This window comes from Paenibacillus sp. FSL R7-0333 (assembly GCF_038000365.1).
Lineage (GTDB): Bacteria > Bacillota > Bacilli > Paenibacillales > Paenibacillaceae > Paenibacillus_AQ > Paenibacillus_AQ silagei.
Genome location: NZ_JBBOBZ010000001.1, coordinates 6,928,172 through 6,940,692, shown reverse-complemented (window position 1 = coordinate 6,940,692; position 12,521 = coordinate 6,928,172). Strand labels below are relative to the sequence as shown.

Genomic DNA, 12,521 nt, shown 5'->3' with positions numbered 1-12,521 from the left:
ATGAAGCTGAACCGTGCGTTAATGCGGAACCGCGCGCTACCGCTGTTTGTCTGGATCTGCGGTCTGCTGGTGCTGTGGGAGGCGGTCTCCTGGTGGCTGCTGCATGTGGCGAAGACGCCGCTGGCCCAGTCCAAGCTGCCTTATGTCCACGAGGTGGCGCTTACTCTGTGGCAGTACAGCGGCACCCTTCTCCGTGAAGGGGGAGCTACCTTCGGCAATGCCGGGGTGGGCTTCCTGATCGGAGCGCTCTCTGGAGTGCTGCTGGCCGTGCTGATGAGTCTCTCCCGGACGATAGAGCAGCTTGCCTTCCCGTATGCGGTTGCTTCGCAGATGATTCCAATTCTGGGGCTGGCGCCGATTATATACGGGATTGTGCGGGATGAGCAGCTGTCGCGGATCATCATCTCCGGCTATATCACCTTCTTCCCGGTGGCGCTGAATATGCTGCGCGGTCTGCGGAGTGTGGACCCCTCTGCCCTGGAGCTGATGCACTCTTATGCCGCTAAACCGTGGGCTGTATATTGGAAGCTGCGCTTCCCGGCAGCGCTGCCGGGGCTGTTCAGCGGGCTAAAGATTGCAGCGCCGCTGGCTGTAACGGGTGCAATTCTGGTTGAGCTCATGGGTGCGCAGCGCGGGATCGGGGTCATTATGCTCCGCAATCTCTATTACGGACCCTCCCATACGTATATGTTCTGGTCTACGGTACTGGTTGGTGCTATGCTGGGCATGGCCAGCTATTGGCTGATGAGTCTGGTGGAACGTCTGGTAGCCCCCTGGCAGCCGGAATTCCGTCCCCAAGGAGGCAGCCGCTAATGGAAAGTAATACGGTTCGCGAATTCCCGTCATCTAACAACGTTATTGCGCCAGATACGGATCAAGGCGGAGATCCATGGAAATTCCTGAAATGGCTGAACCCCGGGTTCGTGCTGCCGCTGCTTGCCGGAGCTTTGTTCCTGCTGCTGTGGGAGCTCCAGATCTTTCACCGCATCTTCGATCTGAAGAAATATCAGCTCCCCTTGCCCTCCGCCATCGCTGAAGCGATGCGGGACAATCTCAGTCTGCTGCTCTCTTATACAGGGTATACCCTCACTGAAGCCGTTCTTGGTATGCTGATCGGCTCCGGCTGCGGCTTCCTGATTGCCTTGGCTGCTACGGCCTGGCCCCGCTGGGGCGGCGGCAGTCTCACGATGGTAGCTGCGCTCAATGCCGTGCCCATAGTGGCGCTTGCCCCTATCATGAACCTGTGGTTCGGTGACGGCATCGGCTCGCGGGCGGCAATTGTGACCGCGACCACGATGGCGGCTATGGCGATCAATGCCTACAAGGGCATGGCGGCTGTGGACCCGCTGGCGCTGGACCTGATGCATTCCTATGCGGCAGGCAAACGGGCGGTATTCCGCCATCTGCGGATTCAGAACAGTCTGCCTTATGTATTCACCGCCTTGAAGATCAACGCTACAGCGAGCATGATCGGGGCGATTGTCGGGGAGTTTTTCTTTTCCTCGCGGGGGCTGGGTTATCTGCTCTCGAATTCCATCAAGGTGGCGAAGATGCCGCTGGGCTGGGCCTGTATCGTGCTTGCCGCGGTTGCCGGAGTGATTTTTTACCTGGTCGTGGAGCGGCTGGAAAAGGTGTTTATCAAGTGGCACCCTTCCCGGCGTACGTAGTGTGTAATTCCTGCAAATAGCAACAAGAGCGCAATCATACTGTGTCAGGCCGTCTTACAAAAAAATGATGGGTAGGGGGAGTTGCTATGATGAAGGGCAAACAGGGCAAAACTCGTGGAGGATTATGGCTTGCAGCGGCTCTAATGCTGATCTCGCTGCTTGCGGGCTGCGGCGGCAACAACAACGCCAGTCCCTCCGGAGCAGAAGCGACTGCGGGGAATGCGGCGGCAGCTTCACCGGAAGCTGCGGTAACTACAGAACCGGCGGCTGAGCCGGTTACCGTGAAGCTGCAGCTCAAATGGGTGCCGCAGGCCCAGTTCGCAGGGTACTTCCTGGCGCAGGACAAAGGGTATTATGCGGCGGAGGGCCTGAAGGTCGAGATTCTGCCGGGCGGGCCGGATATCGTGCCTGAGCAGCAGGTGGCCGGCGGTTCGGCTGACATCGGGGTGGACTGGGTGGCGAGCCTGCTGACCAGCCAGGAGCAGGAGATGCCGCTGGTGCAGATCGCCCAGATCTTCCAGAAGAGCGGGCTGGTGCTGGTATCCAAGAAGGAGGCGGGCATCACTACACCGGCTGAGCTGAAGGGCAAGAAGGTGGGCAACTGGATGGGCGGCAATGAGTTTGAGATTCTGGCGCTTTTTGATAAATACAAGCTGGATTCTGGCAAGGATCTGAACTTCACCAAGCAGGGCTTCACCATGGATCAGTTCCTCGGCGGTGAGCTGGATGCGGCTTCGGCTATGACCTACAACGAATATCAGGTGGTGCTGGAGTCGGGCGTTAAGGCGGAGGACCTGAGTGTCATCGACATGAATGACGAAGGTGTGGCGATGCTTGAAGACAACCTGTTCGCCAACAAGGAGTGGCTGGAGGGCAACAAGGAGACGGCGGCCAAGTTCGTCCGTGCTTCCCTGAAGGGCTGGGAGGATGCGATTGCTGATCCCGAAGCGGCTGTGGACAGTGTGATGAAGCTTGCCGAAGCGGGCAGTACAACCCGGGAGCATCAGCTGACGATGATGACGGAGGTTGCCAAGCTGATCCAGCCGGAGGGCTTCGATGCTTCCAAGCTGGGCTATACGGATGCTGCCGCTTTCCAGCAGACTGCCGATATCGCGCTGAAATTCGGGGTCATCAAGACGGCTTCCAAGGTGGAGGAGGCTTACACGAACGAGATTGTGGAGATGGCGGCGAAATAACAGGCAACAGGATTCCTTCATAGCTGCAACAGATGGCCGCCTGGTAAGGCGGTCATCTCTTCTAGGGTAGCGGACGAACACAGGAAAAGAGGTGCGGACGATGACACTGCTCACGGGGCAGGCCAGTAAGGTGAAGAACTATATAAATGGAGCTTGGGTGGAGTCCTCCTCCGGGCGGCAGGAGGAAGTGTTCAACCCGGCGACCGGCGAAATCATTGCCTATGTGCCGATCTCCAGCCGGGAAGAGCTGGATGCAGCCGTGCGGGCAGCTTCCATAGCCTATTCCGCGTGGAAAAGGGTCGCTGTTCCGCGAAGGGCCCGCTATTTCTTCCGGTACCAGCAGTTGCTGATCCAGCACAGCAAGGAACTGGCCGAACTGATTACGCTGGAGAACGGCAAAAGCCTGGAGGAAGCGCTGGGCGAGGTGCAGCGCGGCATCGAATGCGTGGAATTCGCCGCCGGTGCTCCCACGCTGATGATGGGCAGCCAGCTGCCGGATATCGCGACAGGCGTAGAGTCCGGCATGTACCGCTATCCCCTGGGAGTTGTGGGCGGCATCGCCCCGTTCAACTTCCCGATGATGGTGCCCTGCTGGATGTTCCCGCTGGCGGTAGCCTGCGGCAACACCTTTGTGCTGAAGCCCTCCGAGCGGACACCACTGCTGGTGAACCGGCTGGCCGAGCTGTTCGCAGAAGCGGGCTTCCCGCCGGGGGTGCTGAATGTGGTGCACGGGGCGCATGAGGTGGTGGATGGCCTGCTGGCGCATGAGGAGGTGAAGGCGGTCTCCTTCGTCGGCTCGCAGCCGGTGGCGGAATATGTCTATAAGCAGGGGACTGCGCACGGCAAGCGGGTGCAGGCGCTGGCCGGCGCGAAGAATCATTCGATCGTGCTGAAGGATGCCGATCTGGACCATGCGGTGAAAAATATCCTGTCCGCAGCCTTCGGCTCGGCGGGCGAACGGTGCATGGCCTGCGCTGTAGTGGTGGTGCAGGAGGACATTGCCGATGAGCTGGTGAGCCGGATCACGGAGGCAGCGGACGGGCTGAAGATCGGGAACGGCAAGGAGGAAGGTGTGTTCCTGGGCCCGGTCATCCGGCAGGCGAACAAAGACCGGACGATTGATTACATTGAAGCTGGGCTTGCCGAGAAGGCGGTGCTGGTGCGGGATGGCCGCAAGGATGCTGCGGCTGCGGGCAGCGGCTATTTCCTGGGCCCGACAATCTTCGATCATGTGGTGCCGGGTATGAAGATCTGGCGTGACGAGATTTTTGCGCCGCTGCTGTCAGTGGTGCGGGTGAAGAATCTGGCGGAGGCGATAGCGGTCACGAATGAGTCGCCCTTCGCCAACGGGGCGTGCATCTATACCGACAGCGCCAGGGCGGTCCGTGAGTTCCGCGAGGAGATCGATGCCGGGATGCTGGGTGTCAATCTGGGCGTGCCTGCGCCGATGGCATTCTTCCCTTTCTCAGGGTACAAGAAATCGTTCTATGGAGATCTGCACGCGAACGGCCGTGACGGTGTGGAGTTCTACACCCGCAAGAAAATGATTACCGCGCGTTACTAAAAGAAGGAAAGCCAAGGAGGAGAGTGTGCCGTGCAGAGTCTGGGCAAAGAAAGCGAGCTGGCGGTGAAGAAGGACCAGCGGTATTTGTGGCATAATATGACCCCTTACAGTGAGCAGCATCCGCCGATGATTGCAGCATCCGCAAGCGGCTCGTGGGTTACCGATATCGACGGCAACACATTCCTGGACGGCATGTCCGGCCTGTGGTGTGTGAATGTGGGGTACGGGCGCAAGGAGCTGGCGGAGGCGGCGTACAACCAGCTGCTGAGCCTGCCGTATTTCCCGCTGACGCAGAGCCATATGCCGGCCATCGCGCTGGCCGAGAAGCTGAATGAGTGGCTGGAGGATGAGTATGTCATCTTCTTCTCCAATAGCGGCTCGGAAGCGAACGAAGCAGCCTTCAAAATCGCCCGCCAGTACCAGCAGCAGACCGGCCAGCCTGACCGCCATAAATTCATTGCCCGCTACCGGGGCTATCACGGAAGCTCGCTGGGCGCCCTGGCGGCGACCGGGCAGGCGCAGCGCAAGTACAAGTACGAGCCGCTGGGCGGCGGGTTCCTGCATGTAGCGCCGCCGGACAGCTACCGCCGTCCGGCCGGCATGACCGAAGAGGCGTTCAACCTCCAGTGCGCGCAGGCGATTGAGGATATGATTGTCTGGGAAGGCGCAGAGTCTGTAGCGGCGGTAATTATGGAGCCGGTCATTACCGGCGGGGGCGTGATTGTCCCGCATCAGGTCTATATGGACCGGGTGCAGGAGATCTGCCGGACCTACGGCGTATTGCTGATTATCGACGAGGTGATCTGCGGCTTCGGGCGGTCTGGCCGCAAGTTCGGACACCACAATTTCGGGATCAAGCCCGATATTGTCACAATGGCGAAGGGGCTGACGAGCGGCTATCTGCCGTTATCGGCTACCGCTGTGCGCAAGGAGATCTATGAGGCCTTCAAGGATAACAGCGATGACTACGGGCATTTCCGGCATGTGAACACCTTCGGCGGCAATCCGGCTGCCTGTGCGCTTGCCCTGCGCAACCTGGAGATTCTGGAGCAGGAGCGGCTGGTCGAACGCGCCGGAATTCTGGGCCGCAGGCTGGAAGGCGGGTTCGCTGGGCTTCTGGAGCATAAGCTGGTTGGCGATATCCGCAGCTTCGGGCTGGTCCTGGGGATTGAGCTGGTGGCGGATAAGGCCACCAGAGTGCCTGCTGAGCTAAGTGTGGTTAAGGGAATTATTGCCGACTGCAAAGCCAAGGGGCTGATTATCGGCAAGAACGGCGATACGGTGGCTGGCTTCAATAATGTGCTCACCTTCGCTCCGCCGTTATCCTCGGCCGATGAGGATGTGCAGTTCATCATCGATACCTTCACAGCTGTGCTGAACGGGAGCTGGGCAGAGTGAATTTCTCCGGGTACAGGAACTGGTAGGCGCGCAGGGCGACCTGAATGGAGATCCGGTTCTCCGGGAGCATGAAGTCCTCGCCGAGCAGCTCGGTGATTTTGTCCAGCCGGTAGTAGAGGGATTGCCTGACGATGAAGAGGCTGCGGGCGGCGATCTGCTTCGACCCGTCATGATCGAGGTAGACGCGCAGCGTCAGCAGCAGTTCGCTGCCCTTCGCCTCATCGTGGTCAATCAGCGGGCCGATATAGCTGCGGATGAAATTCTCCAGCGTCTTGCCGTCGTTCAGGCTGAGCAGCAGCTGGAAGACGCCTAACTCCTCATACATGAGGACCGGCTTCTGGTAACAGGAATAAAGAGACAGCGCTTGTACGGCTTCCTGATAACCGGCATGAGCGTGCTTCAGGCCCCGGTGGGACTTGCTGACTCCGATGACGAGCTGCAGGTCCTTCAGCTTCTCATCCGCGCGGATATGCTGCAGGGAATCAAGCGCCTGCTGCAGGCGCAGCTTGCCGGGCAGCTTGGACTGGATATCCAGGGCAATGACGGTCAGCCGGTTGTTCTTCAGGGTGATCAGCGGCCGGAGGGAGTGCTTCTCGAAGATGGAGCGCAGGATGAGCGAGAGATGGAAGGTGATGGATTCCCAGTCATTCTCCGAGCTGTTCCATTTGACATCCCGGGGATTCTCGATCTCGATCAGGCAGACCCGGTAGGGCAGCTCATTAACCAGGTTGAAGTCCGGGCCGACCAGCCCCTTGAGCCGGTTGTCGTCCTGAGTACGTCCCCCGACCAGCTCATCCACCCACAGATTCTCCGAGAAAAGCCTTCGTTCCTCCATGTACCGGGTGCGCAGCAGCTCCTGTGCGATGGATAAGGAGGCGGAATCGAGCAGCAGACAGTCGAATTCCTGCGGCTTGTGATGACAGACCATCAGGATATAGGCCCAGGTCTGATCCAAGGCTCCAACGGGCTTCACGGCGATGGTCTTGTGGCCGTATTCGCGGATATAGGGGGCAGCCTCGGGCTGTACCCCTTCCATCTCTTCGCTGAAGGTCTCGAAGAAGCCCAACAGCGGGCGCTGCTCCTCGGGCGCCAGGGCCGGGAAGAAGAGAGGTTTGCCTTGCAGCTGCATATAGAGAATCTGTGTGCGGGTGCTTTTACATAACAATTGCAGGACCTTAAGGGTTCCCTGGGAGGTTAGCGTCAGCCGGTGGAATTCGCGGGAGATGCTCTCCAGCTCTTGCAGCATCCGGTGGTGGCGGTTGATGATGAGGGAATGCAGATCGAGTGTAATGTCGACGAACCGTACAGTGCGGGTGAATTGGATCAGCGGAAAATCGTGCAGGTTTGAAAGAGCGATCATCTCCTGCGGAATGGCACTGAAGTAGGCTCCCAGCTCGATGCACAGGCAGGCGGCGTTCTTATCAATCAGATTCTGCATGAAAGACAGGGCAGCGTCCAGATCCGTGCTTGCGCTCATTCCGGTGGTCAGAATCATCTCTTCCCCGTGAATCAGACTCTCCAGGCTCGCGCTCTCCAGCACATGCACCCAGCGGACGGCCCGGTTCAGGCCGTTTCTTCCCCCGATCAGCTCAGCTTCAGCGAACAGCGGCCGCTTCAGCGCGTCACGGATCGTAAATACAAGTTCCCAGTCCATAAGCTTCCCCCTCATTCACTTCGTTCTCAGGCCATTCTCACAGGTAAAAAAAGTGACTTTTGAAATTAGACAATCTGTCTAATGTAACGAAAAAACGGATTGGCTATAGTTTGAATATAATATGTCAGGAAACTTAACTTAAATTGGAGTGTGATTAGCGATTTTACCGACTTGAAGTTTATTTTACTACAATAATTCTTACAAGTATGCAAAATAATAAGGCGATCATCGTAATAATGTTATATTATATAACATAAACGAAGCCGAGAGTGGAAGCTACTTTGGCCAGAAGGAGGGGTACCCGATGGAGCAATCATCACCGTTAACCACATTGACGCCTGAGCTGTTCATGCGTAATTTTGCCGAGGCAGAGCCGGGGCTTACCCGCAAGGGGGCCACCGAGGAATCCAACCGCTGTCTGTACTGCTATGATGCGCCCTGTATCCAGGCCTGTCCGACCAGCATCAATATCCCTTCCTTCATCAAAAGAATCGCTACCGACAATCTCAGAGGGGCGGTGCAGACCATCATGGACGCTAATCCGGTCGGCGCAAGCTGCGCACGGGTATGTCCTACGGAGGAGCTGTGCGAGGGGGCCTGTGTGCTGAACGGCGCTTCCGCACCGATTGAGATTGGCCTGCTGCAGCGTTATGCCACGGATTGGGCGATCCGCAGCGGCCTTCAGCTCTTCCGGGCAGGTGAGCCTAACGGCAAGAAAGTAGCGGTGATCGGCGGCGGACCGGCAGGTCTGTCAGCGGCCAGAGAGCTGGCGCGCGAAGGCTTCCAGGTGGTGATCTATGAGGCGAAGCCGCTGGCCGGAGGCCTGGATACCCACGGGATTGTCTCCTTCCGGCTGCCGCAGGACATTTCGATCTGGGAAGTGGAGCAGGTGGAGAGGCTGGGCGTAGAGATCCGCACAGGAATGAAGGTGGGCGTGGATATTTCCATAGAAGAGCTTAAGGCCGGATATGATGCGATTGTGCTGGCGGCCGGGATGGGTTACGTCCCTCCGCTGGGGATTGAAGGCGAGAAGCTGTCTGGTGTCTATGATGCGATCGAACTGGTGGAGACCACTAAGACCGGTATTCCTGCCCTAGAGCTGATGGGACAGCGTGTGGCTGTCATTGGTGCGGGCAATACGGCCATTGATGCGGCCACCTGCTCGGTGCGGCTCGGCGCGGCGAATGTGAAGATGATCTACCGCCGGACGCGCGGGGAGATGACGGCTTATGATTTCGAATATGAATTCGCCAAGCAGGAGGGGGTGGAATTCAACTGGCTGACCCTGCCGAAGCGGATTGTCGGGGATGAGCTGGGGAATGTCGCGGCACTGGAATGTGTGCGGATGGAGCTGAGCGGTGAGGCCGGGCCGGATGGACGCCCCTCTCCCGTCCCGGTGGAGGGCTCGGAATTCCTGCTCCCGGTGGATGCCGTAGTGGTGGCTATCGGCCAGAAGCGACGGATGGACCTCATTGAGGCGCTGGGGCTTAAGCATAAGCGGGGCGTAGTTGAGATTGATCCCGCGACCGGCCGTACCTCTGATCCGCAGATTTATGCTGCCGGTGATATTGTTTTTGGCGCAGGGACGGGGGAGGCCATGGTGGTATCTGCCGCGCAGCAGGGCAAGGATGTTGCCTATGCGATTGTGAAGCAGTGGTCAGGCCGTCAGGATGGCGTAGTCGGCTCTGCCGTATAAAGCGTATTTCTTAGAAGGGGAGGGAATGGCAATGGCAGATCTCAGTATTGATTTTGCAGGCATCAAGTCACCGAATCCGTTCTGGCTGGCCTCTGCGCCGCCTACCAATACAGGCTATCAGGTGCAGCGTGCGTTCGAGGCAGGCTGGGGAGGCGCGGTGTGGAAGACGCTCGGAGAGCCGGTCATCAATACCTCGGCCCGGTTCGCCGCCGTTCATTTTGGCGGCCAGCGTGTAGCGGGCTTCAACAATATTGAGCTGATTACTGACCGTCCGCTGGAGGTCAACCTGAAGGAAATCTATGAGACGAAGCGGAGATTCCCGGACCATACGATCATTGCTTCCCTGATGGTGGAGCCGAAGCGGGAGAAGTGGCATGAGATTGTGAAGCGCGTGGAGGCTATCGGCGTAGACGGTCTGGAGCTGAACTTCGGCTGTCCGCACGGCATGGCTGAACGCGGCATGGGCGCGGCTTCGGGCCAGCAGCCTGATCTGGTGCAGGCGCAGACCGCCTGGGTTAAGGAGGTGGCAACCACCCCGGTCATTGTGAAGCTGACGCCGAACATCACCGACATTACCGTGGTGGCCCGGCACGCCGTCAAGGGCGGAGCGGATGCGATCAGCCTGATCAATACCATCAACAGTCTGGCCGGGGTGGACATCCACAGCTGGAATACAATTCCGAATGTCGGCGGCCAGGGAGCGCACGGCGGTTATTGCGGCCCGGCTGTCAAACCGATTGCCCTTAGCATGGTGGCAGAATGTGCCCGGGACCGTGAAGTCGGCGTGCCGATCTCCGGCATCGGCGGCATCTCCACCTGGCAGGATGTCGTCGAATTCATGCTGATGGGCTCGACAGGGATTCAGGTCTGCACAGCGGTTATGCATCATGGCTTCAGGATTGTGGAGGAGATGATCGACGGTCTGAACCATTACCTGGACGAGAAGGGACTGGCTTCAGTAACCGAGCTGATTGGCAAGTCGGTGCCTAAGTATTCCAACTGGGGCGATCTTGACCTTAACTATCAAGTCGTTGCGCGGATCAACGAGGAGAACTGCATCAACTGCAATAAATGCCATATTGCCTGTGAAGACGCCTCTCATCAATGCATCGATATGCTGACGAATGCGGAGGGCAAGGCGATTCTGCAAGTGCGCGAGGAGGATTGTGTAGGCTGCAATCTGTGTTCGATTGTCTGCCCGGCAGACGGAGCCATTGATATGATTGCACTGGAGGGCGGAGCGGCCCCGATGAGCTGGAATCAGCGCAGCCGGATCATAAGCGGGGTTAACGGTTCTTATTCGGAAGCGGAGGTGGTTTAAGATGAAGAAGATCATCAAGCACGGAATTATCGTTACAGCGGCAGATACGTATACGGGGGATGTCCTGATTGAGGATGGAATCATCAGCGGAATCGGCTTGAATCTAGAAGCGCCGGGCGCGGAGATCATTGATGCTTCCGGCTGTTATGTCTTTCCGGGAGGGATTGATCCCCATACCCATCTGGATATGCCCTTCGGCGGTACGGTTACCGCCGATGACTTCGAGACCGGCACGATTGCCGCTGCTTACGGCGGAACCACCACGGTCATTGATTTCTGCCTGACTACGAAGGGGCAGCCGCTCCAGCAGGCTGTAGATACCTGGCATCACAAATCGCAGGATAAAGCGGTCATCGACTACAGCTTCCACCTGATGGTGTCAGAGCTGAATGACAAGGTGCTCAGCGAGCTGCCGCAGATTATTGAGCAGGAGGGCATCACCTCGCTGAAGGTGTTCATGGCCTACAAGAACACGTTCCAGGCTGACGACGGGGTGTTGTATAAGACGCTTCAGGCGGCGAAGCGCGAAGGGGCGCTGGTCATGGTGCACGCCGAGAACGGGGATGTCATCGAATATCTGGTGGACCAGGCGCTTGCCGCAGGAAATACCGATCCGCTCTATCATGCGCTGACCCGTCCTCCTGAGCTGGAGGGCGAGGCGACGGGCCGGGCGGCGTATTTGACCGGGCTGACGGATTCACAGCTCTATGTGGTGCATGTCACCTGCGCCGAGGCGGCCTGGAAAATTGCGGAGGCCCGCAAGAAAGGGCTGCGCGTCTACGGCGAGACCTGCCCGCAGTATCTGGTGCTGGATCAGTCGGCGCTGGCGAAGCCGGATTTCGAAGGCGCCAAGTATGTCTGGTCCCCTCCGCTGCGCGAACAGTGGAACCAGGATGTGCTCTGGGATGCCCTCTGGAGCGGGACCCTGCAGACCATCGGTTCCGACCAGTGCTCGTTCAACTTCAAGGGACAGAAGGAGCTGGGGCGGGGAGATTTCTCGAAGATCCCGAACGGTGGACCCACTATTGAAGACCGGTTCAGTGTCCTCTACTCCGAAGGGGTGCAGAAGGGCCGGATCACGCTGAACAAATTCGTGGATATCATCGCCACCTCAAGCGCCAAGCTGTTCGGCCTGTTCCCGCAAAAGGGTACGATTGCCGTGGGCAGCGATGCTGATATCGTGATCTTCGATCCTGCAGTGGAACGGACACTGTCGGCAGAGACTCATCATATGAATGTGGACTATAATGCGTTCGAGGGGCTGGAAGTCAAGGGAGAGCCGGTCTCTGTGCTGAGCCGGGGAGAGTTCGTGATCCGGGACAAAGTATTCGTCGGTGCCGCAGGCCAAGGCAAATACCTGCACCGCAAGCGCTTCGAGGCCGAAGCTCCCCATCCAGCCCAGGCAGAAATCAGCGGAGGAGTGGTCTGAGATGTCAGCATTTGCAGAGTTCGACCGGGAACGGCAGGAAATCGACAATCTTATCGGGCTGGGCTATACCGTTTCCGGAATCTATGAGGATCTGGACGGTGCCAGCGTTACCTTCATCCGCAGGGAGCCGGCCGGCGGGCCGGTGGAGCTGCTGCTGCTCACAGCGGACGCGCGCAAGCATGTGACGACGCTGCTTGTTGGCCGAACCAGACAGACTGCTGCTGAGATTCATCAGTGAACCCGCATTACATTGAATCATTCCCCTTATATTCCTCACGAAGCATCGACATGATTGTCATCGATTCAAATCCACCCTCCGTCCGTATACAATCGCGGAGGGTGCCTTCCAATTTGAAGCCGGGAGCTTCATAGATATGCTGCGCTCTGACATTGTAATCCTTAACGTCGAGCCACAGCCGGTGCGTATCCTTGTGATTGAATGCCCAATGGACCAGCAGCTTCAGCGTCGTTGTCCCGTAGCCGCGGCCCTTGGCTTGAATCACAATCCGTTTGATGCACAGTGTGAGATTAGGGTGTATATACACCATAGTACAAGAAATATAGACGGCAGCTAATTATGTAAGGGATATGTATGT

At 58.2% G+C, this 12,521-nt stretch carries 11 protein-coding genes; 9 read left to right on the top strand and 2 right to left on the bottom strand.

Annotated features, from left to right (window positions below):
* From MKY86_RS29760 to MKY86_RS29740, 5 genes are all read left to right on the top strand, one after another.
* Positions 1-813 (top strand): ABC transporter permease subunit, encoded by an 813-nt coding sequence (locus MKY86_RS29760; RefSeq protein WP_083685816.1) that lies wholly within the window; start codon positions 1-3, stop codon positions 811-813.
* Entirely contained in the window at positions 813-1,667 is an 855-nt protein-coding gene (locus tag MKY86_RS29755; RefSeq protein WP_083685814.1) for an ABC transporter permease subunit, read from the top strand. Before MKY86_RS29760 ends, MKY86_RS29755 begins: the two co-directional genes overlap by 1 nt.
* 86 nt (positions 1,668-1,753) lie before the next feature.
* Entirely contained in the window at positions 1,754-2,863 is a 1,110-nt protein-coding gene (locus tag MKY86_RS29750; RefSeq protein ID WP_076086417.1) for an ABC transporter substrate-binding protein, read from the top strand.
* Between the two features lie 100 nt (positions 2,864-2,963).
* Positions 2,964-4,427: a CoA-acylating methylmalonate-semialdehyde dehydrogenase gene (locus tag MKY86_RS29745; protein WP_076086414.1), complete on the top strand. Its 1,464-nt coding sequence runs from the start codon at positions 2,964-2,966 to the stop codon at positions 4,425-4,427.
* Between the two features lie 30 nt (positions 4,428-4,457).
* Positions 4,458-5,825 (top strand): aspartate aminotransferase family protein, encoded by a 1,368-nt coding sequence (locus MKY86_RS29740; protein ID WP_076086411.1) that lies wholly within the window; start codon positions 4,458-4,460, stop codon positions 5,823-5,825.
* Here the strand turns inward: MKY86_RS29740 and MKY86_RS29735 are convergent.
* Complete coding sequence (locus MKY86_RS29735; RefSeq protein ID WP_076086408.1) at positions 5,791-7,479, bottom strand: PucR family transcriptional regulator; 1,689 nt, start codon at positions 7,477-7,479, stop codon at positions 5,791-5,793. The two genes, MKY86_RS29740 and MKY86_RS29735, sit on opposite strands and share 35 nt — an antisense overlap.
* Positions 7,480-7,783: 304 nt before the next feature.
* On the opposite strand from MKY86_RS29735, the gene MKY86_RS29730 reads away from it, so the two are divergent.
* The 4 genes from MKY86_RS29730 to MKY86_RS29715 are packed head-to-tail and all read left to right on the top strand — an operon-like array spanning position 7,784 to position 12,163.
* The gene (locus tag MKY86_RS29730) at positions 7,784-9,175 is read left to right on the top strand and encodes an NAD(P)-dependent oxidoreductase (protein ID WP_076086405.1); all 1,392 of its coding nucleotides are present in this window, start codon (positions 7,784-7,786) and stop codon (positions 9,173-9,175) included.
* Between the two features lie 31 nt (positions 9,176-9,206).
* Complete coding sequence (gene preA / locus MKY86_RS29725) at positions 9,207-10,496, top strand: NAD-dependent dihydropyrimidine dehydrogenase subunit PreA (RefSeq protein WP_076086402.1); 1,290 nt, start codon at positions 9,207-9,209, stop codon at positions 10,494-10,496.
* A 1-nt stretch (position 10,497) separates the two neighbouring features.
* Positions 10,498-11,925 (top strand): dihydropyrimidinase, encoded by a 1,428-nt coding sequence (gene hydA, locus MKY86_RS29720; RefSeq protein ID WP_076086399.1) that lies wholly within the window; start codon positions 10,498-10,500, stop codon positions 11,923-11,925.
* A gap of 1 nt (position 11,926) precedes the next feature.
* A complete protein-coding gene (locus MKY86_RS29715) occupies positions 11,927-12,163 on the top strand; it encodes a hypothetical protein (protein ID WP_076086396.1) in 237 nt (78 codons plus the stop codon).
* A 7-nt stretch (positions 12,164-12,170) separates the two neighbouring features.
* On the opposite strand, the gene MKY86_RS29710 is transcribed toward MKY86_RS29715, so the two are convergent.
* Positions 12,171-12,428 (bottom strand): GNAT family N-acetyltransferase, encoded by a 258-nt coding sequence (locus MKY86_RS29710; protein WP_340827664.1) that lies wholly within the window; start codon positions 12,426-12,428, stop codon positions 12,171-12,173.
* Positions 12,429-12,521: the final 93 nt, after the last annotated feature.

What these genes read in the sequence shown, in the direction of transcription:
- MKY86_RS29760 (WP_083685816.1), top strand. Translation starts at nt 1, where the DNA reads ATGAAGCTGAACCGTGCGTTAATGCGGAACCGCGCGCTACCGCTGTTT.
- MKY86_RS29755 (WP_083685814.1), top strand. Translation starts at nt 813, where the DNA reads ATGGAAAGTAATACGGTTCGCGAATTCCCGTCATCTAACAACGTTATT.
- MKY86_RS29750 (WP_076086417.1), top strand. Translation starts at nt 1,754, where the DNA reads ATGATGAAGGGCAAACAGGGCAAAACTCGTGGAGGATTATGGCTTGCA.
- MKY86_RS29745 (WP_076086414.1), top strand. Translation starts at nt 2,964, where the DNA reads ATGACACTGCTCACGGGGCAGGCCAGTAAGGTGAAGAACTATATAAAT.
- MKY86_RS29735 (WP_076086408.1), bottom strand. Translation starts at nt 7,479, where the DNA reads ATGGACTGGGAACTTGTATTTACGATCCGTGACGCGCTGAAGCGGCCG.
- MKY86_RS29730 (WP_076086405.1), top strand. Translation starts at nt 7,784, where the DNA reads ATGGAGCAATCATCACCGTTAACCACATTGACGCCTGAGCTGTTCATG.
- preA (WP_076086402.1), top strand. Translation starts at nt 9,207, where the DNA reads ATGGCAGATCTCAGTATTGATTTTGCAGGCATCAAGTCACCGAATCCG.
- hydA (WP_076086399.1), top strand. Translation starts at nt 10,498, where the DNA reads ATGAAGAAGATCATCAAGCACGGAATTATCGTTACAGCGGCAGATACG.
- MKY86_RS29715 (WP_076086396.1), top strand. Translation starts at nt 11,927, where the DNA reads ATGTCAGCATTTGCAGAGTTCGACCGGGAACGGCAGGAAATCGACAAT.